Annotated in this window: 18 protein-coding genes and 1 tRNA gene; 7 read left to right on the top strand and 12 right to left on the bottom strand. The window is 57.1% G+C overall.

The window, feature by feature from the left end; translation table 11 throughout:
* Positions 1–32: 32 nt before the first annotated feature.
* The 3 genes from apbE (at position 33) to ACX3P5_RS12355 (ending at position 3472) form a co-directional block, all read left to right on the top strand.
* Positions 33–1082, top strand: coding sequence for an FAD:protein FMN transferase ApbE (gene apbE, locus ACX3P5_RS12365; RefSeq protein ID WP_458968785.1), 1050 nt, complete (start codon positions 33–35; stop codon positions 1080–1082).
* Positions 1082–1723, top strand: a complete 642-nt coding sequence (gene alkB, locus ACX3P5_RS12360; RefSeq protein ID WP_233987559.1) for a DNA oxidative demethylase AlkB — start codon at positions 1082–1084, stop codon at positions 1721–1723. The genes apbE and alkB overlap by 1 nt, the downstream gene beginning before the upstream one ends.
* 96 nt (positions 1724–1819) lie before the next feature.
* Positions 1820–3472 carry a multidrug ABC transporter permease/ATP-binding protein gene (locus ACX3P5_RS12355; RefSeq protein WP_233987560.1) on the top strand — a complete coding sequence of 551 codons (1653 nt, stop codon included), beginning with the start codon at positions 1820–1822 and terminating at the stop codon, positions 3470–3472.
* 158 nt (positions 3473–3630) lie between these two features.
* Here the strand turns inward: ACX3P5_RS12355 and ACX3P5_RS12350 are convergent, their stop codons facing one another.
* The 5 genes from ACX3P5_RS12350 to ACX3P5_RS12330 form a co-directional block, all read right to left on the bottom strand.
* The gene (locus ACX3P5_RS12350) at positions 3631–4350 is read right to left on the bottom strand and encodes a 4'-phosphopantetheinyl transferase family protein (RefSeq protein ID WP_458968784.1); all 720 of its coding nucleotides are present in this window, start codon (positions 4348–4350) and stop codon (positions 3631–3633) included.
* A gap of 70 nt (positions 4351–4420) precedes the next feature.
* Positions 4421–4624: a hypothetical protein gene (locus ACX3P5_RS12345; protein WP_031377240.1), complete on the bottom strand. Its 204-nt coding sequence runs from the start codon at positions 4622–4624 to the stop codon at positions 4421–4423.
* Between the two features lie 586 nt (positions 4625–5210).
* Positions 5211–5287 (bottom strand) — tRNA-Pro (locus tag ACX3P5_RS12340).
* Positions 5288–5360: 73 nt separating this feature from the next.
* On the bottom strand, positions 5361–7115 hold the full coding sequence (gene yejM, locus ACX3P5_RS12335; RefSeq protein ID WP_458968783.1) for an LPS biosynthesis-modulating metalloenzyme YejM: 1755 nt from the start codon (positions 7113–7115) through the stop codon (positions 5361–5363).
* A 22-nt stretch (positions 7116–7137) separates the two neighbouring features.
* On the bottom strand, positions 7138–7365 hold the full coding sequence (locus ACX3P5_RS12330) for a YejL family protein (protein WP_009089108.1): 228 nt from the start codon (positions 7363–7365) through the stop codon (positions 7138–7140).
* 158 nt (positions 7366–7523) lie between these two features.
* Here ACX3P5_RS12330 and yejK point away from each other — a divergent pair, with 158 nt between their 5' ends.
* Entirely contained in the window at positions 7524–8528 is a 1005-nt protein-coding gene (gene yejK, locus ACX3P5_RS12325; RefSeq protein ID WP_233987563.1) for a nucleoid-associated protein YejK, read from the top strand.
* A gap of 661 nt (positions 8529–9189) precedes the next feature.
* Here yejK and rplY read toward each other — a convergent pair.
* Together rplY and ACX3P5_RS12315 are read right to left on the bottom strand one after the other, a co-directional pair.
* Complete coding sequence (gene rplY / locus ACX3P5_RS12320; protein WP_013358540.1) at positions 9190–9474, bottom strand: 50S ribosomal protein L25; 285 nt, start codon at positions 9472–9474, stop codon at positions 9190–9192.
* A gap of 143 nt (positions 9475–9617) precedes the next feature.
* Positions 9618–11372, bottom strand: coding sequence for a DEAD/DEAH box helicase (locus ACX3P5_RS12315; protein ID WP_094121673.1), 1755 nt, complete (start codon positions 11370–11372; stop codon positions 9618–9620).
* A gap of 155 nt (positions 11373–11527) precedes the next feature.
* Here ACX3P5_RS12315 and rsuA point away from each other — a divergent pair, with 155 nt between their 5' ends.
* The 3 genes from rsuA (at position 11528) to ACX3P5_RS12300 (ending at position 14143) form a co-directional block, all read left to right on the top strand.
* Positions 11528–12247, top strand: a complete 720-nt coding sequence (gene rsuA, locus ACX3P5_RS12310; RefSeq protein ID WP_458968782.1) for a 16S rRNA pseudouridine(516) synthase RsuA — start codon at positions 11528–11530, stop codon at positions 12245–12247.
* A gap of 64 nt (positions 12248–12311) precedes the next feature.
* Positions 12312–13508: a Bcr/CflA family multidrug efflux MFS transporter gene (locus tag ACX3P5_RS12305; protein ID WP_336755635.1), complete on the top strand. Its 1197-nt coding sequence runs from the start codon at positions 12312–12314 to the stop codon at positions 13506–13508.
* Positions 13509–13822: 314 nt separating this feature from the next.
* Positions 13823–14143, top strand: a complete 321-nt coding sequence (locus tag ACX3P5_RS12300; RefSeq protein WP_233987567.1) for a YejG family protein — start codon at positions 13823–13825, stop codon at positions 14141–14143.
* Here the strand turns inward: ACX3P5_RS12300 and yejF are convergent.
* From yejF to ACX3P5_RS12275, 5 genes are read right to left on the bottom strand one after another with little or no spacing between them, the layout of a single operon-like run.
* Entirely contained in the window at positions 14130–15734 is a 1605-nt protein-coding gene (yejF, locus tag ACX3P5_RS12295) for a microcin C ABC transporter ATP-binding protein YejF (protein WP_458968781.1), read from the bottom strand. The two genes, ACX3P5_RS12300 and yejF, sit on opposite strands and share 14 nt — an antisense overlap.
* On the bottom strand, positions 15735–16757 hold the full coding sequence (locus tag ACX3P5_RS12290; protein ID WP_336755633.1) for an ABC transporter permease: 1023 nt from the start codon (positions 16755–16757) through the stop codon (positions 15735–15737).
* A complete protein-coding gene (locus ACX3P5_RS12285; RefSeq protein WP_458968780.1) occupies positions 16757–17848 on the bottom strand; it encodes a microcin C ABC transporter permease YejB in 1092 nt (363 codons plus the stop codon). Before ACX3P5_RS12285 ends, ACX3P5_RS12290 begins: the two co-directional genes overlap by 1 nt.
* 11 nt (positions 17849–17859) lie before the next feature.
* Positions 17860–19668 carry an extracellular solute-binding protein gene (locus ACX3P5_RS12280; RefSeq protein WP_458969184.1) on the bottom strand — a complete coding sequence of 603 codons (1809 nt, stop codon included), beginning with the start codon at positions 19666–19668 and terminating at the stop codon, positions 17860–17862.
* Positions 19669–19698: 30 nt separating this feature from the next.
* Positions 19699–21261, bottom strand: a complete 1563-nt coding sequence (locus tag ACX3P5_RS12275; RefSeq protein WP_233987571.1) for a cyclic di-GMP phosphodiesterase — start codon at positions 21259–21261, stop codon at positions 19699–19701.
* Between the last annotated feature and the right edge of the window lie 84 nt (positions 21262–21345).

Raw genomic sequence — 21345 nt, 5'->3', positions numbered from 1 at the left:
AGGAATAGATAAATTTTTACAAGTGAGGAGTGATGCGATATCAGATTAATCTGCTGTCTTTACCTTTTGCCATCCTGTTGTTAGCGGGCTGTGATAAGCCCGCGACACCTTCTGCAATGGTGCTGGAAGGCAAAACCATGGGGACGGTATGGCGCGTCAGCCTGGCGGACGTCGCCAGCGAGCGCAAAGCGGAGTTGCAGCAACGGGTTCAGCAGCAGCTGGATAGCGATGACGCTGAACTTTCCACCTGGAAAGCCGATTCTGCGCTGTCACGGTTCAATCAGAGCCGCGCGCTGACGCCGCAGCCGGTCAGCGAGAACATGGCGGATATCGTTACGCTTTCCTTACGCATTGGCGCTAAAACCGGGGGCGCGATGGATATCACCGTCGGACCGCTGGTCAATCTGTGGGGATTCGGCCCGACAAAGCAGCCGATCCATATCCCGGATGAGGCGCAAATTGCCGCGGCTAAAGCGCAGACCGGCCTGCAGCATCTGCGGGTCATTCAGGGCGCAGGCGGCCAGTGGCTGCAGAAAGATCTGCCGGGCCTGTATGTTGACCTTTCAACGGTGGGCGAGGGCTTTGCCACCGATCATCTGGCTCGCCTGATGGAGCAGCTAGGGATCAACAACTACCTGGTTTCGGTGGGTGGCGCGGTACTGAGCCGTGGGCTGAATGCGCAGCATCAGCCGTGGCGGGTAGCTATTCAGAAGCCGACCGACCGCGAGAATGCGGTACAGGCGCGAGTCGATCTGCAGGGGCACGGTATCAGTACCTCTGGCAGCTATCGCAACTATTATGAACTGGACGGCAAACGCGTTTCTCACGTCATCGATCCCGTTATCGGCCGGCCGATTGAGCATAAACTGGTGTCGGCCACGGTGATTGCCACCACTGCGCTGGAGGCTGACGGCTGGGATACCGGCCTGATGGTGCTTGGCAGTGAAAAAGCCAAAGCGCTGGCGATCCAGCAGCATCTCGCGGTCTATCTGATCAGTAAAGAAGGCGAGAGTTTCGTGAGCTGGATGTCACCGCAGTTTGCCGCCTTTTTGATTAAACCTGAGTCGACAGGAGCACCCTGATGTTAGATCTGTTTAGCGAAGAGCAACCCTGGCAGGAACCGCTGGCTGACGGCGCGGTGATCCTGCGCCGCCGCGCGCGCGATGAGGCAGAAGCACTTTATCAGCAGATTCTGGCCATTGCCGACCAGAACCCGTTTGCCCACCGCATCACGCCGGGCGGCCATCGTATGTCGGTGGCGATGACCAACTGCGGCGATTTTGGCTGGTCGGTTGATTCGCGCGGATATCAGTATCAGCAGCAGGATAACCTCAACGGGCAAAAATGGCCGGCGATGCCGCCACTGTTTCGCAACCTGGCGCAGGCGGCGGCGCGTGAAGCAGGGTTTCCCGACTTTCATCCCGACGCCTGCCTGCTCAATCGTTATGAACCGGGCGCGAAGCTGACTCTGCATCAGGATAAAGATGAGAAAGATCTGCGTCAGCCGATCGTTTCGGTCTCGCTGGGATTACCGGCGGTGTTTCAGTTTGGCGGTTTTGAACGCGGCGACAGCACGCAACGGGTGCTGCTGGAACATGGCGACATCGTGGTGTGGGGTGGGCCGTCACGCCTGCGTTATCATGGCATCCTGCCGCTCAAGCCAGGCGTGCATCCGCTGGTCGGTGCCTGGCGTTATAACCTGACGTTCCGCCGCGCCTTTTAATCCGCTGCGCGACCCGCGAAGCGTTGCGAATAACTATTGCTATCATTTTGCATCACATTACACTGCAGGCTGTTTTTCGACTGCTGGATTGCCTGCATGACGTTGTTAAGCGTTGTTTTTCGCCAGTTTCGCTGGCCTTTTATCGGGGTTATTGCGCTGACGCTGCTGAGCGCGGTGTTGGGTATTGGCATGATTGCCTTTATCAACCGCGAAATGATCGTTGCGATCAATAGCTCCTATGCGGTTCTGCCGCAATTCCTGCTACAGCTGGTGGTGCTGATGGCGGTGACGCTGGCTTCCCAGCTGGCGCTGACCATGCTCGGCCATCAGTTTGTCTGGCGGATGCGCGGTGAATTTATCAAACGTATTCTGGATACCCGGGTGGAGCGCATCGAGCAGCTCGGCAGCGCGCAGCTGCTGGCGGGACTGACCAGCGACGTGCGTGCTATTACCCTGGCCTTTGTGCGTCTGCCGGAGCTGATCCAGGGCATTATCATTACGCTCGGCTCGGCGTTTTATCTGGCGTGGCTGTCACCCAAAATGCTGCTGGTGACCAGCGGCTGGCTGGCCGTCACGCTGATCGGTGGCTGGCTGCTGGTTTCCCGCGTCTATCAGCACATGGCGAAGCTGCGTGAAATTGAAGATCATCTCTACCGTGACTACCAGACGGTGATTGATGGGCGTAAAGAGTTGCAGCTCAACCGCGAGCGCGCCCGTCAGATCTATGAAACGGTCTATCAGGAAGATGCCACCGCCTGGCGACATCATATTGTGCGTGCCGATACCTATCATCTCAGCGCCGTGAACTGGTCCAACATTATGACGCTGGGCGCGATCGGCATGGTCTTTTTTATGGCCAACAGCCTGGGCTGGGCCAATACCGCGGTGGCGGCGACCTTTTCTCTGACGCTGCTGTTTCTTCGCACGCCGCTGCTGTCGGCCGTGGGCGCGCTGCCGACCCTGCTCAGTGCGCAGGTCGCATTCCGCAAACTCAATGCCTTTGATCTTGCGCCTTATCAGCCTGATTTCCATGCCTCACCGTCAAAAGCAAGCTGGCAGACGCTGGAACTGCGCGATGTCTGTTTTCATTACGGTGAAAACGGCTTTAAGGTTGGCCCGATTAACCTGACGCTGCACCGCGGTGAACTGCTGTTTCTGATTGGCGGCAACGGCAGCGGTAAATCGACGCTGGCGATGCTGCTGACCGGTCTTTATCAGCCTCAGTCTGGCACGCTGCTGCTGGATGGCCAGCCGATAGACGCGGACGGGCTGGATCGCTGGCGTCAGCACTTCTCCGCCGTCTTCACCGATGTGCACCTGTTTGATCGGCTGATTGGTCATGAAGGAATACCGGCGAATCCGGCGCTGGTGCAGCAGTGGCTGGAGCGGCTGAAAATGCAGGACAAGCTGAAGATTGAGGGCAATAAGGTGCTGAATCTGCAGCTCTCTAAAGGGCAGAGCAAACGGCTGGCGCTGCTGCTGGCGGTAGCCGAAGAGCGGGATGTGCTGCTGCTGGATGAATGGGCGGCGGATCAGGACCCGCATTTTCGCCGTATCTTCTATCGTGAACTGCTGCCCTGGCTGCAGGCGGCCGGCAAAACGGTGTTCGCTATCAGCCATGATGATCACTACTTTATCCACGCCGATCGGTTGCTGGAGATGCGGGAAGGGCAGCTGACTGAACTGACCGGCAGTGAGCGCGAACAGGCGACGCTGGACTCGGTACAACGCACCGATACCGGGCTTTGATGCAGGCTGGCAAAGCTTAGCAAAAAGGCATATTGGCTGCCTCTGCGGCTAACGGGTTATCCTGAAAATCAGCAGAGAGCCCTGCTCTCTGCCATCCTGGAACTTCTTCTGTCGTCATGTGTTTACCCCGGCTAAGCCGTTTTGCTTAGCCGGTTTTTTTATCCCTGATGTGTCAGCAGGGTTATCACGCTATGCTCCCGCCATAAAAACTCTGCCTGCAAGGTTGTGCCCTGGGTAAAGCGATCGCTGAAGTGATCGGTGAGCCGCAACGTCGCGCACTGACGGCTGAGATCAACTGTTTCCAGCACTGCCTGCTGAAAATCCATTGGCTGATGCAGCTGTGGCCACAGCGCTTTATAAAGTGACTCTTTCAGCGAAAACAGCAGGGTAGCCGCCGCATTAAAACCGATGGGCAGTGCGCGCAGCCGTTGCTGCTCGTGGGACGTCATCAGCAGTTCGGCGGTTTCATTGGCCGTCGCCTCTGACATCAGCTGCTCAACATCCACGCCGATACAGCAGCCGGGCTGACGGGTCACTGCCAGCGCCACCACACCGGCGCTGTGCGACAGCGAAGCCTGCACGTCGTCGGGCCAGCAAGGCGAGCGGTCGGGCGCATTCGTCAGAATGAAGTCATCAATGCCCAGTTGCGTCATTACTGTGCGAGCCAGTTGCCGGCTGGCGAGATATTCGGCCCGCCGCGTGTTCACCGCCTGTGTCAGTCGGTCGGGCAGCGGTATGCCCCATGCGGTGGCGAGTGCATCACGGTAATGTTGCGGGTTGAAGCGGCTCACCGCCAGCCAGGGATCGATGTCGCTCAGATGCTGAGAAAGGATAAAGCCGCCTGCGGGAGGCGGCAGCGGAACGTCGGGATAGCGCATGCGGTGCCTGACTGAAGCTAAAAAGGCATTAAATCAGGCCGGGAAGGGTGGGGCAAGCCGTCCGCAGCGATCAATCGTTCGGCGGGATAGCAAAACTTTTCAGTGAAACGACAAAATGGTGGTGACCTTTGCTGATGCGAGCGCCACGGTCGCACCAGTGGCTCGCCAGACGAAAGAAGTCGTCGCTGCCAATGTCATACGCCAGTTCCACTTTGCTAATGCCTGAATGCAACAACGCTTCTGCATCCTTCAGGCTTTTCGCTTTGATCGCCATAAAAATTATCCGTCAATTTCAGGGGAGTTCAGAGTAGACATTTTCTGTGACATTTTTGTTTCAGTTTGATGAATTGGCGTCGCGTTGTGCTTATTTTGTGAGGCAGACTGGATTTCGATGCAACCTGTAACCGGCTGAATGCATGACAGATGTTAGCTGACACGGCGAAGTTTTCTGAAAGCGCAGCCATAGAAAAGGCCGCGTCTGGCGCGGCCTTAGTGGGTTACTTCTTGTCTGGCGGTGTTTGTTGCTTATCGCCGGACTCTGGTGCTTCGGTTGGATCGTCTTTTTCGATTGCTGTCATGAACTCTCCTATCGTTACCCACACGATCTTCAGTATAGATCGGAATAGGCAGAGTGCGAGCAAAGTGACCGTTTGATGACAAAAATGAGGCTATGCCTGTTTTCAACCACTGCATCAGGATAACCGGCGTTGCGTGTGATGATGCGGTGTAAAGCGGGAAGGGGACGCGGATAAAGCCTGGAGCTGAAGATCAGTGCGCTGATCTCAGCGGAGAGATAAAGACCGCATATTCGCATTGAGAAACGAAAAAAGCAGCCTTTTGGGCTGCTTCTTCAGGGAATTTGGTCGGCACGAGAGGATTTGAACCTCCGACCCCGGACACCCCATGACCGTGCGCTACCAGGCTGCGCTACGTGCCGAACACTGGAGGATTAGTCTACTGGTTCCCGCCATGAATGCAAGACACCAGCCGACTATTTGCCTCATTATTAATCAGTTAGCGATAAAACGTTTCTCTTCCGTCAGCACCTGTAACAGCAACGCCAGCTCCGGTTTATGATCTTTTAACGCCTTGCCCTGCGCATCATAGGCGCGATAGCTGCCGTTATTGTTCAACACCAGCGTCACCTGTGGCGTGGTAATCACCAGCTTGTTCTCTTCACTGCTGGCAACCCAGTCGTGGCGACGGCGCGCGGCAAACAGATCTTCACCCTGTGAGTAGTTAACCGGATTGGTGCGTACATGCAGCAGACGTTGCATCAGCGTCGCCATCACATCCTGATGATCGGAAAGACGATCAACGGTTTGCGCTGGGGTATCCGGCCAGTGAATCACCAGCGGCACCTGCAGGGTTTCACGGTTACCGGCGCTATCAGGATCACCGTTCAGTGCCAGTCCGCGCTGGGCAGTAATCACCACCACGGTATTTTTCAGCAGATCGCGTGCCTGCAGGGTAGTCAGCACCGCGTGAATCTGTTCATCGACCGACGGTGCCTGACGCAGATAGCTGCGCTGGCGCGCTTTGGCGTTGTCGCCGGTGACGGTCGGGCCATTCAGCGCCACCCATGAGAACCACGGATTGCTGGCACCGTTCTGTTTGTCCAGCCAGTTCTGCCACTGCGTAACGGTACTGGCGTTAGGCTGACTGGTGCTGGCGGGCAGCGAGTAATCGGTCAGCAGCGCCTGGCGATAAAGCGGCGGATTAAATCCTTCCGACGAGAACAGGCCAAACTGATAGCCCTGGGTGCTGAGCGCGCCGAGCAGCGCGGACGGCGTACGTGACGCCAGTATCCCGTTCATGTAGCTGGACGAGATGCCGTAAAACAGGCCAAACAGCCCTTTCTCCGGCGTATCGCCGGCGCTGTAGTGCTGGGTAAAGCGCACGTTTTCACTGGCAAACTGATTCAGCTGCGGCAGCGCTTTCGCCAGCGTGGCGTTATTCAGACCATCCACGGTCAGTACCAGCAGGTTATTGCGGGTACCGGCGTCACGGAAGGTAATCTCACTCAGCGGATACTCAACCGATAACGCTTCCGGATCGCCTTGCTGCACCAGACGACGCTGATATTCCTGCGCATCCAGCAAGCCGTGACGTTCCAGAAAGCGTCGGGCAGTCATCGGATAGGAGAGCGGCAGGTTGGCGCGCTGCATGGTGATCGGGCGATAGAAGTTGGCATCGGCCCAGATATACATCAGATGGCTGGCAAAGAAGGCGCTGATAAACAGTGCCGCGACCGGTTTACCAAATGAACGACGATTAAGGCTGCGCAGCTTCTGCCAGCTCCAGGTAGCAAACAGCATCTGTACCAGGAAAATCAGCGGGACGCTGATAAACATCAGCTGCCAGTCACGCGCCATCTCACTCTGATCGGGGTTGATCACCAACTCCCACACCACCGGGTTCAGGTGCAGGTGGAAGCGGCTGAACACCGCGCTGTCGACCATGATCAGCGTCAGGCCCGCGGTGGCGACCACCGCCGAGATCACCCGCAACAGCCGTTGCGACATCACCACAAAGGTCAGCGGGAAGATAATCAGCAGATAGGCGGCAAAGACGATAAAACTGAAGTTACCTACCCAGCTGCTATAGGCGTAGACACGCCCCGCCAGCGAAGAAGGCCAGTCAGCAACCAACAGGTAGCGACTGCCTAAAATCAGCGCGAAAAGGATGTTAAACAGAGCAAACCAGTGACCCCAACTGATCATCTGGGAGACTTTTTCGCGGTAGCGCTGCCGGTTGGTTACCATATTATGAGATCAAATCAGCAAATTAATGGGCGTTATCGTCACGTACCGACGCCTGCAGGGCATCAGCGAAAGATCGTGCCAGTGAACGACGTTGCGCAGGGGCGACATCGCTGTTAATTAAGTTGGTCACCATATTTCCCAGTACCATCAGGGAGAGATCGGTCGGCGCCTTGTCCTTCTGCAGGATTTGGGCCATTTCCGCGAGGAGTTGTTCCACGCGTTCGTCACTGTAACGGGAAGATTGTGGCATATCGTTATCTAAGCTCATTTCAAAAGGCGATATATTACCGGAACAGCGACCTTTTTTCCGCAATTTTATCGAAAGCGCACTGTTCGCTTTACGCATGGAGTTGAAAGCCGATGCCGGCGGTGTTTGAATACGCGCCTGTGCTAAAAGGAGAGTCTACCATGAGTCTGGATATCGACCAGATTGCCCTGCATCAGTTAATTAAACGCGATGAAAACCAGCTTGAACTGGTGCTACGTGATTCGCTGTTACCAGCCACTAACACAGTTAACGCCATGGTGGAGGAGCTGCACCGGGTTTACAGCGCGAAGAGCAAAGCCTATGGCCTGTTCAATCCTGAGAGTGAACTGGCGGAGGCGCTGCGTAATTGTCGCCAGGGCAACGATGATTTTCTCGCTTTTAGCCGCGCGGCCACCGGTCGCCTGCGCGATGAGCTGGCAAAATATCCGTTTGCCGAAGGCGGCGTGGTGCTGTTTGTTCACTATCGCTACCTGGCCGTGGAGTATCTGCTGATTGCGGTGCTTAACAGCCAGTCGAGCATGCGCGTCAATGAGCAGATGGACATCAGCAGTACCCACTATCTCGACATTAATCATGCCGACATTGTGGCGCGTATCGACCTGACCGAATGGGAAACTAATCCGGAATCGACCCGTTACCTGACTTTCCTGCGCGGCCGCGTCGGACGTAAAGTGGCTGACTTCTTTATGGATTTCCTCGGTGCGGAAGTGGGATTAGACACCAAAGCGCAGAACCGCGGTCTGTTGCAGGCGGTGGATGATTACTGCAGCGAGTCAAATCTCGATAAGCAGGAGCGTCAGAACTACCGTCAGCAGGTCTACAGCTACTGCAACGAGCAGCTGCAGGCGGGCGAGGAGATCGCGCTGGAAGAGCTGTCGGGTGAATTGCCGCCGCTGGGCGAAAAAACCTTTCAGGCGTTCACCCAGGAACAGGGCTATGAACTGGAAGAGAGCTTCCCGGCCGACCGCAGCACCCTGCGACAGTTAACCAAATTTGCCGGCAGCGGCGGGGGACTGACGCTGAACTTTGATGCGATGTTGCTCGGCGAGCGCATTTTCTGGGACCCGGCTACCGATACCCTGACCATCAAAGGGACGCCGCCGAACCTGCGCGATCAGCTGCAGCGCCGGACCAGCAGCAAATAAAAAAGCCGGGCTGAGCCTTAATACTCGTTAGTTAAGCGACAGGTGATAACGCAGTCTGGTGCCGCTCAGGGGCTGGCGGTCCTCGCGCCGCTGCGCGGTTCCTTCACTTCATTCGTCTGCCTGACGGACCGCCGGGGATGGCACATCCTGTGCCGCCCCGCCTTTCGCCCGCGTCCTGCGGGCTCTCCTGGCTAATGTTCAGCGCTGCGGATTGCCTGCCCCTGATCGGCCCCAGCCTGCTCTGAAGCTTCAGTGCGTGCTGTTAAAAAGGGCACGATGGTAGAGGCCTGAGCGCCTCTGCTGCTGAAAGGGCTATCCGCAGCGCTGAGGCGTGACGTTGGGCCAGAACGTCACGCCGGGAAGCGTGGAGAGTTCGGGGCCGGCCAGGGAGGGCCGATCCCCGAACGGTTCGTCGGCACGACGTTAAAGCCGAAGGTACCGCGCAGCGGCGCGAGGACGGCCCGGCAGCAGCAGAAGTGCTCTGGCCCGCACTCCGGCACACTCACCCAAAAAAAAGCTGCCACGTCTGACCGTGACAGCCTTTGCAAATGTAACCTTAACTGACAAGCATCAGGGCTGAGCCCGGCTTTAACCGTATCTGGCGGCAAAATAAAAGGGCCGGTTTCGCAACCGGCCCTTCTACGTTCAACTTATCCGGCGATTAAGCGCGAACGAAGTCGATGTGAAACAGTTTTGGCTTGAACGGGTGACGCTGAACAGCCTGAACTTTCACTTTGGTTTCTTTACCGTCAACAGACAGGGTCAGCACTTCGTCGTAGAAACCTGGCTTAGCTTGCAGGTTCATTACGGAGTCGTGATCCAGGTCGATGGCAACAGCCGCTTCAGAACCACCGTAGATGATGGCCGGGAAACGGTTTGCTGTACGCAGGCGGCGGCTCGCACCCTTACCCTGCTCTTTACGTTCTACTGCATTGATAGTGAGCATCAATATCTCTCTTTTTTAATTCCTGCTACAGGCGACCCAGTAACAGGCAGGTTATTCAATACCGCTAATGCACATGCAAAAGCGGGCGGCAGTATAGCCGTTATGCCAGGTGGTAGCAAACGATATACCCGCCGGCACCGTACTTAACGCAGCTCGTTGGCGCGACGGAAGCGGCCCTGATAATCAAACATCTTTTCGCGGATCTGCCAGAACTGGCCTTTGGCCCGCGCGACCACAAAGTCGGGATGACGCAGCAGCGGCTGCAGCGCCAGCACATCAGCGGCGGTCTGCCAGCCCAGCGGCACGCCAGGCGCGCGCTGATGCGGACGCATAAACAGTTGTTCAAATGCCTTACGCTGGGCTGGAGTCTGCAGGCGAAAACGTTCGCTGACGCTGGTGCCTTCCTCATCGAAGTAGGTGGCTTTCAGCCATTCACCTTTGGCATCGCGCCCCTGTTCCAGCGTCATACCGCCGCAGCGCAGCACCAGCGCATCTTTTAATTTCAGCGCGGCCTTCAGCATGTCGTCGGGATCGACCAGAATTTTATCGCACTGGTGACAGCGCCGGGCGGCAATATCATTTTCTGCGCCGCAGTCGGGGCAGCTCTTGAAGCGGAAGCGGAAGTCGCACTGCTCGCGCTCACCGTCGTCATCTTCCAGTACGCCCTGACAGCGACGGCCAAAATGCTCAATCACCATGCCGTCGGCGGTGGCTTTGCCCCAGAAGGTATTGGCGAAACCGCAGGCGGGACAAAACACCTGCACCGGCTGATTATCACTGGCACCTTTGGGCGCGCCCACTTCCGGCGTAAACAGGTCGTGCGGGTTGCCGGCGTAATCCAGGATCAGACAGTCTGTTTTGCCCGGCGACAGCCGCAGGCCGCGGCCGACAATCTGCTGATAGAGGCTGACCGATTCCGTCGGGCGCAGAATGGCGATCAGATCAACGTGCGGCGCATCAAAACCGGTGGTCAGTACCGCCACATTAACCAGGAACTTCAGCTGTTGCGCCTTAAACGCCACAATCAGCGCATCGCGCTCTTTGGCCGGCGTCTCCGCCGACACCAGGGCGCTGTTAGCGGGCAGCAGTTGCAGAATTTCACGCGCGTGCTCGACCGTAGAGGCAAAAATCATCACGCCCAGCCGATCTTCGGCGAACTCAACAATCTGACGAATGATATGCGGCGTCACGCGCTGCTGTTGTTTCAGTTCGCGGTTAAGATCGGCTTCGCTGAATAAGCCGTTGGCCTGGGCGGTCAGGCGACTGAAGTCATACTGCACCACCGGCATATCGAGCCGCTCCGGCGGCACCAGAAACTGATGTTTAATCATGTAGCGCAGCGGCAGTTCATAGATACAGTCACGGAACAGCGCTTTTTCATCGCCGCGCACCATACCGTGGTAGTGAAACTGGTAAATCCAGCCTTTACCGAGACGGAACGGGGTGGCGGTCAGGCCGAGCAGCCGCAGCTGCGGGTTATGTTGTCGCAGATGATTGAAAATCTGCTGATACTGGCTCTCTTTGTCATCGCCGATACGGTGGCACTCATCGACAATCACCAGAGAAAAAGCGCTGTCGAACTGGTCCAGGTTGCGCGCCACCGACTGCACGCTGCCAAACACCACTTTGCGCTGACTCTCTTTGCGCTGCAGGCCAGCGGCAAAGATATCCGCTTCCAGCCCGTAGGCCTGATATTTGCTGTGGTTCTGCGCCACCAGCTCTTTGACATGCGCCAGCACCAGCACCCGGCCGCGCGCCAGCCGGGCCAGCTCGGCGATCACCAGGCTTTTCCCGGCACCGGTCGGCAGCACAATAACCGCAGGATGATGATGACGACGGAAATGCGCAACGGTGGCATTGACCGCGTCCTGTTGATAGGGGCGTAAGGTAAAAGACATGGCTATCACTTTTGACAAACTGGGGATAATTATGCCACGAAAGCGCGGTAAACGCGCTGTCAGGCGGGCGCGGATCACGTTATACTTCCCGCACATTTTCAACGGTTAACCAGGCCGTTTCAGGTTCCCTCCGCAGTAACAGGCAAAACGAATTCATGCGACTCGACAAATTCATCTCTCAGCAACTGGAAATCAGCCGTGCCATCGCCCATCGCGAGATCCGCGGCCAGCGTGTCACCGTAAACGGTGAAGTGGTGCGCGACACTGCCTTCAAACTGCTGCCCGACCACGAAGTCGAATATGACGGCAACGTGCTGCAAATGCAGACCGGACCACGCTACTTTATGCTGAACAAGCCGCAGGGTTACGTCTGCTCAACCGACGATCCCGATCATCCGACCATCATCTATTTTATCGAAGAGCCGATGGCATTCAAACTGCACGCCGCCGGTCGTCTCGACATTGATACTACCGGGCTGGTGCTGCTGACGGATGATGGTCAGTGGTCACACCGTATTACCTCGCCGCGCCATCACTGCGAGAAAACCTATCGGGTGATGCTGGAGTCACCGGTCAGCGACGACACCGCCGCGCAGTTTACTGCCGGTGTGCAGCTGCACAACGAAAAAAGCCTGACCAAACCGGCGCAGCTGGAGGTGATTACGCCGACGGAAGTGCTGCTGACCCTGAGCGAAGGGCGTTATCACCAGGTGAAACGGATGTTTGCTGCGGTAGGAAATCGGGTGGTGGGTCTGCATCGCGAGCGTATCGGGGACATTTCGCTGGATGTGGATCTGGAACCGGGTGAATACCGGCCATTAACCGCCGAAGAGATCGCCAGCATCGGCGTGCCGAAAGAGCTGCAGGCGAAATAACAGTGCAGGCCGGCTGCAAGGCGCAGCGGCCGATCGGTTTTAACCAGCAAGGGCAGGAGAGGCTATGCGCAAGGAAAAGAATTCGCCGATAGGGTTGGTGGTCATCCTCGGTCTGTTAGCGATGCTGATGCCGCTGTCGATTGACATGTATCTGCCGGCAATGCCGCAAATTGCCCGTGAATTTGGCGTCTCTGCCGGTAGCGTGCAGATGACGCTCAATCTTTATATCCTTGGTTTTGCCATTGGTCAGCTGATTTACGGACCGCTGGCCGACAGCTATGGCCGTAAGCCGGTGATTGCGCTGGGTACCCTGATTTTCGCCGTCGCCGCGGCGGCCTGTGCGCTGTCGCAGAGTATCGATCAGCTGATCGCCATGCGTTTTCTGCATGGTTTATCTGCCGCCGCCGCCAGCGTGGTGATCAATGCCCTGATGCGCGACAGTTACTCGAAAGAGGACTTCTCGCGCATGATGTCCTTCGTGATGCTGATCACCACCATTGCGCCGCTGCTGGCACCGATCATCGGCGGCTGGCTGCTGCTGATCTGGAACTGGCACGCCATCTTCTGGGCGCTCTCGGCTGCCGCGGTGGTCACCACCGTGCTGGTGACCACGCAGATTCGTGAAACCCTGAAGCCCGAGCAGCGACAGCGTTTTCATCTGCGTACCACGCTGGGTAATTTTGTCATTCTGTTCCGGCACAAGCGCGCGTTCAGCTACATGCTGTCGAGCGGCTTCTCGTTTGCCGGGCTGTTTACCTTTCTCAACGCCGGCCCCTTTGTCTACATTGAACTGAACCACGTCTCACCGCAAAATTTTGGCTATTACTTTGGCCTTAACGTGGTGTTCCTGTTCATCTTAACCCTGATCAACAGCCGCGCGGTGCGCCGGTTTGGTCCGGTGGCGATGTTCCGGCTGGGACTGCTAATTCAGTTCTGTATGGGAATCTGGCTGCTGATCGTCAGTGCGCTCGATCTCGGTTTTCTGCCGCTGGTGATGGGCGTGGCGATGTTTATTGGCTGCGTGTCGATGGTCTCATCGAATGCAATGGCGGTGATCCTCGACGAATTTCCGCATATGGCGGGCACCGCCTCTTCGCTGGCCGGCACGCTGCGCTTTGGCGTTGGCGCGCTGGTGGGCGCACTGCTGTCGCTGGTCAGCTTTAACAGCGCCTGGCCGATGGTCGGCACCATCGCGTTGTGCGCGACGCTCTCTCTGCTGCTTTTTTTCTACGCTTCCCGTCCTCGATCCGCCTCGCGTTAAGCGGGCTTAGTCGATCAGGCCGCTACGGTTACGCCGGGCGGTCCGATCGGTTACGTCACTTTGTTTCTATAATGTGAAAATATTTAGCTAATAAAGTAACCACATTGCGTCTAAAATGATTGTTAAGTGCTGCCGAACGCGGTACATATAGCCTGAATTGCGATACCACTCGCAAAAAAATAAATTCAGCGATCCGCTTTGGTGTGAATTGAGAAGGCGGGCCTTGACGTCCCGTTTCTGACGGTACCCGGCATCGGGTCAGGCGTCACTGGCGTGGATGGCGAAGTAAATTTCTCTTGGGGACATTGATAACTATGCTGCAACTTTCGATTGTGCATCGCTTGCCACAGCGTTTTCGCTGGGCCAGCGATCATCATAGTGCCATCGAAGCAGATGACGGCACGCTGGACGATCAGGATTTTATCGCGCTGCGTCTGATCAGCCATGACGGTATTCCGGCGTGGGAGATCCTGCAGCAGCTCAAAGAGGTGCTGGCTGACATTCAGGTCGATTGTAAAGTGGCCGAATGCGAAGGGCAGCCCTGTCTGTTTATCCAGCGCAGCGACGAGAGCGCGACTAACTGCTGCCTGAAAAATCAGGGCGTGGCGATTGCCGAAACCTTTATCGCGGGTTGAGTTGCGCTGAGCGCAGCAGCTCGCGCGTATATTCCGCAGTCGGCGACGCAAACAGCGTCTCACATTCCCCCTGTTCCACCACCTCTCCCTGACGCAGTACAATAAGCTGATGGCACAGCGCGCGCACCACCTCAAGATCGTGACTGATAAACAGATAGCTCAGCTGACGCTGCTGCTGCAACCGGCGTAACAGCGTCAGAATCTGTTTTTGTACCGTGCGATCCAGTGACGAGGTGGGTTCATCCAGCACCAGCATCTCCGGTTCGAGGATCAGCGCACGCGCAATCGCGATACGTTGCCGCTGACCGCCGGAAAATTCAGCCGGATAGCGATGGCGGCTTTCAGCCTCCAGCCCGACCTCTGCCATCACGGCCTTAACCCGCTGCTCCTGCTGTTGGGCGCTGAGCTCAGGCTGATGCACCGCCAGCCCTTCGGCAATAATCTGCTGAACCGTCATCCGCGGATTAAGCGAAGAGTTCGGGTCCTGAAACACCACCTGAATCCGCTGGCGCAGTGGCAGCAGTTGCCGCCGAGACAGCTGATGCAGCGGCTGGCCGTCGAACCAGACCTCGCCACCGGCCTCAATCAGCCGCAGCAGCGCCAGCCCGGTAGTGCTTTTTCCTGAGCCGGATTCGCCTACCAGCCCGAGGCTTTCGCCGCGCCGCAGCGTAAAACTCAGTGCCGAAAGCGCCCGTTTTTCGCCCACCCGGCGGCGGAACAGACCGCGGCGCAGCGGGAAGCTGACCTGAAGTTGATCGACCCGCAGAATCTCCGGCGCGTCGGCGGGCAGCGGTAGCGGTTTCCCTTCCGGCTCGGCCGCCAGCAGTTGCTGAGTATAAGAATGCTGCGGCTGGCTCAGCAGCGTCTGACAGCGATTCTGCTCAACCACCTTTCCCTGACGCATCACGCTGACGGTATCGGCCAGCTGACGCACAATATTCAGGTTATGGGTGATAAACAGCATCCCCATATTAAATTCACGTTGCAGCTCGCGCAGCAGCCGCAGAATCTGTGCCTGTACCGTCACATCCAGCGCGGTGGTCGGCTCATCAGCAATCAGTAATGCAGGCCGGGTGAGCAACGCCATGGCGATCATCACCCGCTGTCGTTCACCACCGGAAAGCTGATGCGGGAAATCGTTTAACCGGCTGGCCGGCTGGCGAATCCCGACCCGCTCCAGCACGCCAAGAATTTCACCGCGCGCCGCCGCAGGTCGTAATCCGCGATGCAGCGACAGCACTTCATACAGCTGCTTCTCCACGTTATGCAACGGATTCAGCGACACCATCGGCTCCTGAAAGATCATCGCGATCTGGTCGCCGCGAATGCCGCGCAGCCGCTGCTCGCTGGCACGCAACAGATCCTCACCGTTAAACAGAATCTCACCGCCCGGATAGGCCACCGTCGAGGGATGCAGCAGCCGCATCACCGACAGGGCAGTCACGCTTTTGCCGGAACCGGACTCGCCGACCAGCGCCAGGGTTTCGCCGGCTTCGACGCGTAGTGAAACCTCATCAACCACCTGATGCAGCTGCTCGCCCTGACGAAAGGCGACAGAAAGATGGTTGATAGCAAGCAGTGGCGCAGCCATTCAGACTCCTTTACCCGGATCGAAGGCGTCACGTACCGCTTCGCCGATAAAAATCAGTAGCGACAGCAGGATCGCCAGTGAGAAAAAGCCCGCCAGGCCCAGCCAGGGCGCCTGCAGATTATTTTTACCCTGCAGCAGCAGTTCTCCCAGCGACGGCGAACCCAGCGGCAAACCGAATCCGAGGAAATCGAGCGAAGTCAGCGTGGTAATCGATCCACACAGGATAAATGGCAGGAAAGTCAGGGTAGCCACCATCGCATTTGGCAGCATGTGGCGCAGCATAATCCGGCTGTCACTGACCCCCAGCGCCTGGGCCGCGCGAATGTAGTCGAAGTTTCGGGTGCGCAGAAACTCGGCCCGTACCACGCTGACCAGGCTCATCCAGCCAAAGGTTACCGTGACCAGCAGCAGCCACCAGAAACCGGGCTGAATCACGCTGGAGAGCAAAATCAGCAGAAACAGCGAGGGCATACCGGACCAGACTTCAATCAGTCGTTGTCCGATCAGATCCACTCTGCCGCCGAAATAGCCCTGTACCGCGCCGACCACCATGCCGATCACGCTGGAAAACAGCGTCAGCAGCAGGCCAAACAGCAGTGAAATGCGCGTGCCGTACAGCAGGCGAGCCATTACGTCACCGCCGGTCGCGTCGGTGCCGAGCCAGTTCTGCGCCGACGGTGGTGAAGGGAAGGGCACCTGAGTAGCAAAATTGATGGTGCTGTCGCTGAAGCGGATCGGCGCCCAAATCGCCCAGCCCTGCTGATCGATGCGCTGCCGCAGCCAGGGGTCCTGATAGTCGGCGGTGGTTGGCAGCACCCCGCCATAATCGGTCTCGCTGTAATCCACCAGCAACGGGAAATACCAGCGCTGCTGGTAATGCACCAGCAGCGGCTTGTCATTGGCGATCAGTTCGGCGCCCAGCGACAGCAGGAAAATCACCAGGAAAATCCACAGCGACCAGTAGCCGCGTCGGTTATGACGAAAGCGCTGCCAGCGCTGCTGATTCAGGGGAGACAAGCGCATCAGCGGCCCTCGAAATCAATGCGGGGATCGACCAGCGTATAAGTTAAGTCACTGAGAATATTCATCAGCAGGCCGATCAGGGTAAAAATATAGAGCGTACCGAACATCACCGGATAGTCGCGTTGCAGCGTGGCATCGTAGCCCAGCAATCCCAGTCCGTTAAGTGAAAATATCACCTCAATCAGTACCGAACTGGTGAAGAACATGCTGATAAAGGTGGCGGGGAAGCTGGCGATCACCAGCAGCATCGCATTGCGAAACACATGATGGTAGAGAATGCGGCGCTCCGGCACGCCTTTGGCGCGGGCGGTGACCACGTAGAGTTTACGGATCTCATCCAGAAAGGCATTCTTCGTCAGCATGGTCAGAGTGGCAAAGCCGCCAATCACCGTGGCCAGTACCGGCAGCGCGATGTGCCAGAAGTAATCGAGTACCTGGCCGTACCAGGGCAGGCTGTCATGCTGCGGTGAGGTGAGACCGCGCAGTGGAAACCAGTCGAGATAGCTGCCGCCGGCAAACAGCACGATCAGCATGATGCCAAACAGAAAAGCCGGAATGGAGTAGCCAATAATGATGAAGGTGCTGCTCCAGATATCAAAGGCGCTGCCATTGCGCACCGCTTTGCGAATGCCCAGTGGAATCGACACCAGATAGATAATCAGCGTGCTCCACAGGCCGAGGCTGATCGAGACCGGCAAACTCTCTTTAACCAGCTGAAGCACCGAGGCGCTGCGAAACAGGCTGTCGCCGAAGTCAAAACGGGCATAGTTCCACAACATCTCGCCATAGCGCTGCCAGATCGGCTTATCAAAGCCGTAGCGCTGCTTAATCTCGGCAATCACCTCCGGGTCCAGACCGCGCGCGCCGCGATACTGGTTATCAGCGGGATTCAGTGCATTCAGGCTGGCGCGGGACGCCGCGCTGTCGGCACCGCCGCTCGCCAGCCCTGTAGTCTGACCAAACTGAATATTGGCCAGCGCCTGATCCACCGGACCGCCAGGCGCAATCTGCACAATAAAAAAGTTAAGGGTGATGATCGCCCACAGCGTGGGAATAATCAGCAACAGCCTGCGCAGAAAGTAAGTTGCCAACGTTCCACTCCTTAGCGTTTGCTGGCCGGCAGCCGGGCAGCTTTGTTCACGTCATACCACCAGTTTTCCAGCCCGAGGCTGTAAGCCGGTTTGCCGGCCGGATGGGAAAATTTATCCCAGTACGCCAGCCGTTGCTCTGCGTTGTACCACATCGGGATCATATAGGCATTCCACAACAGAATACGATCCAGCACCTGTGCCAGCGGCCGAATCGCCGGAAGATCGCCGTGATGCGCCACAATCTGTTTCACGAAGTGATCGACCAGCGGATCTTTAACCCGCGCAGTATTCCACGACGAGGCGATGTAATCTGACTGCCAGTAAACCTGCAGGCTGGAGGAGGGGATCGGCATCGCGCCATAAACGGTGGCGATCATCTCGTAGTCGCCTTCGCGTAACCGCCGCAGATACTGTGAACTGTCAACCTGACGCAGGTTGAGAGTGATGCCGAGTCGCGACAGATTGTGCTGCAACGGCAGCGCCCATTCGGTATTGGTTCCGCTGCGCAACAGCAGTTCAACCTTAAACGGCTGACCGGTTTTCGCATTCACCAGCCGGCGATCGTTAATCTGCCAGCCCGCCTGTTTCAGCAAGGCAAATGCCCGTAACAGACTGGCGCGATCGTAACCGCTGCCGTCGGTAACGGGCGGATGGTAAGGCTGAGTGAAGAGTTCAGGCGGCAACTGCGCGCGCCACGGGGCCAGCAACGCCTGCTGCTGCGCGTCGGGCAGGCCGCTGGCCGCAAAGTCGGTATTCTGGAAATAGCTGCTGGCACGCTGATAAGCGCCATAGAACAGGGCTTTGTTCATCCACTCGAAATCAAACGCCAGCGTCAGCGCCTGCCGGACCCGACGATCGTGGAACAGCGGTTTTTCATTGTTAAACGCCAGCCAGCGGGTATCAATGGCGGCTTCGTTTGGCAACGTCTCTTTCACAATACTGTGATCGTCAAAATGGCGGCCGCGATATTGCGTGGCCCATTTTTTGGCCGAGGTCTCTTCCCGCAAATCGAATGCGCCCGCTTTGAAGGCTTCAAACGCCACATTGTCATCCAGATAGTAGTCGTAGCGGATGCGGTCGAAATTAAAACGCCCGCGGTTAACCGGCAGATCGGCGGCCCAGTAATCTTTTACCCGGCTGTATTCAATAAACTGGCCCAGCTTCCACTTAGTGATGCGATAAGGACCGCTCGACAGCGGCGGTGAACTCAGGGGTTCGTTGAACTTTTTATCGTGCCAGAATTTTTCCGCCAGCACCGGCAGCGTCAGTAAGCCCAGCATCCGGTCTTTGTCCGGCTGCTGCGCATCAATCCGCACCGTCAGCCGATCCAGCGCCTTAACGGTCACGCCGCGATAGGCGACGCGAAACTGCGGTACCCCTTCGGTCATAAATTTGGTAAAGGAAAATGCCACATCCCCGGCGGTGATGGGCGTGCCATCCTGAAAGCGGGCACGGGGATTCAGGCGGATCTCAATCCACGTAAAGTCACTGGCGTAGCGGGCGGACAGGGCAATCAGCGGGTAATAGCTGCCGGGTTCATCATCTGAACCGGTATAAAGCCCGTCATACAGGGTTTCCGTATTGATGCCGGGATTGCCGCGCGAGGCGTAGCGGTTGAAGTTGTCGTAGGTCCCCACCACCGCCATGGTGATGCTGCCACCTTTAGGAGCATTGGGATCGGCGTAGTCATAATGGCTGAAGTCGGGCGGGTATTTCGCTTCGCCGGCCTGCGTGAAGGCGAAACTTTCTTTGATGCTGGCAGCCAGCAACGGGCTGCTGAGCAGACCACACAGCAATAATAATCCAGCACGAAGCAGCACCACGGTTACGCTCTCCTGTGATTTTCCGATTCAGGCATTATGACGCTGGAAATAGTCTATCAGCGTTTCAGGCCGCAGCGGTCGACTAAAAATGTAACCCTGAAGATGGGTAACACCGCGATTGATCAGCCAGGCGGCCTGTTCACCGGTCTCGACGCCTTCCGCCACGCTTTTAAGATTGAGCTTTTTCGCCAGCTGCAACACCGTATCCAGCACCGGCGAGGTCAGGGTATCGGTGCCGATGCTCTGAACGAAACCGCGATCGATTTTCAGGTAATCGAAGGCATATTTTTCCAGATAGATCAGCGCGCTGTGTCCGGTGCCGAAGTCATCAATCGCAATATTGATCTTTTGCTGATGCAGCCACTCAAACAGTTCGCCGACATTTTCATCGCGCACCATGGCTCGTTCAGTGATTTCAAATACGTAGTTAAAGTGCGCGGCGGGCATGGTGTCGAGCCAGCGCAGCACATCCTGGCGGAAACCGCTATCGGCCAGGTGCAGCGGCGAGATATTCAGACTGAGGCTGGCATGACGGGGAATGGTATGGCAAAGCAGTTGGGCATCGCGGGCGACCAGCTGAAACAGGTGCCGGGTCAGCGGAATAATCAGGTTCTGCGCTTCGGCGTAACCGATAAACACATCCGGCGGGATCGGTCCCTCAACAGGATGCGTCCAGCGCAGTAGCGCTTCCATACCGTAGGGCTGACCGTCGTGAGAGGTGACCAGCGGCTGATATTCAATATGAAACTCGCCGCGCTTCATGCCCTGAATCAGATCTTTTCCTGGCCGCTGACAGACCGACAGCAGCAGCCAGCAGCCGCCGGTGACCAGCACAGAGAGCAGCAGGCTGCTTAGCAGAATATTTTGATAATCGCTGAGCGCCAGCGTGGTGCCATATAACACAAATTGCAGCGGGTAACCCGGCAGGGACTGTTGCAACAGCGGCGGGGGCAGCAGAGTGTTGTCGATCACGCCTGACTGCCAGCTGGTTAACGCGCTGCGCTGCGCCACCAGCGCCATGCCAGAGATCTCCGGCCGCCATGACGGCAACAGCTGATAGGGCGCAAGGGTAATATTGAGAGTGGCAAAGACGCCAGACTGCGCGCTGCCAGGGTTCCTGATCCACAATGCCAGCGCCGGTTTATCGGGTTGCAGCGGGGTTCCGCCCATCAGCTGCAGATCAATATCGCGCGTTGTATCACTCCCTGGCGATATGACGTTGAGCGGCAGGTTAAAGCTGCCGGTGGCCGATGAGCAAAAGGCGTTACCGTCATTCACCAGCAGAATCGCGCGCAGATTACCGGCAAAGGCGGCGCGTGAGGTCAGTTCGCGATTGATGGTCTGGCAGGTAGCCTGGGTAAAGGGAAGCAGGGGACTGAGTGTGTTGTTAATCAGTGAGGAGAGCGTTTGCTGCAGTGCTGTTCGGCTGTTTTCTAATAACTGCTGATGTTGCTGCTCGCGCTTGTGCCAGAGATGGTTAAGCGACAGTGCGGTAAATAATAAAAAGAACAGGCAGCCGATCATCGCGCTGCTCCATGCGATTCGACGAGGATAGGTTGCATGGCGCATCAGCGCCCCCGACAGTGGCATGAGGTGCTTCCTCTGATAAAATTATTATTATGTTATTGCGCACGACTGCTTCGGTATAAGCGCCTGAGAATATAACGAGAGGAC

The organism is Pantoea sp. S-LA4, assembly GCF_054482835.1.
This window is presented reverse-complemented; position numbering and strand designations above follow the sequence as displayed.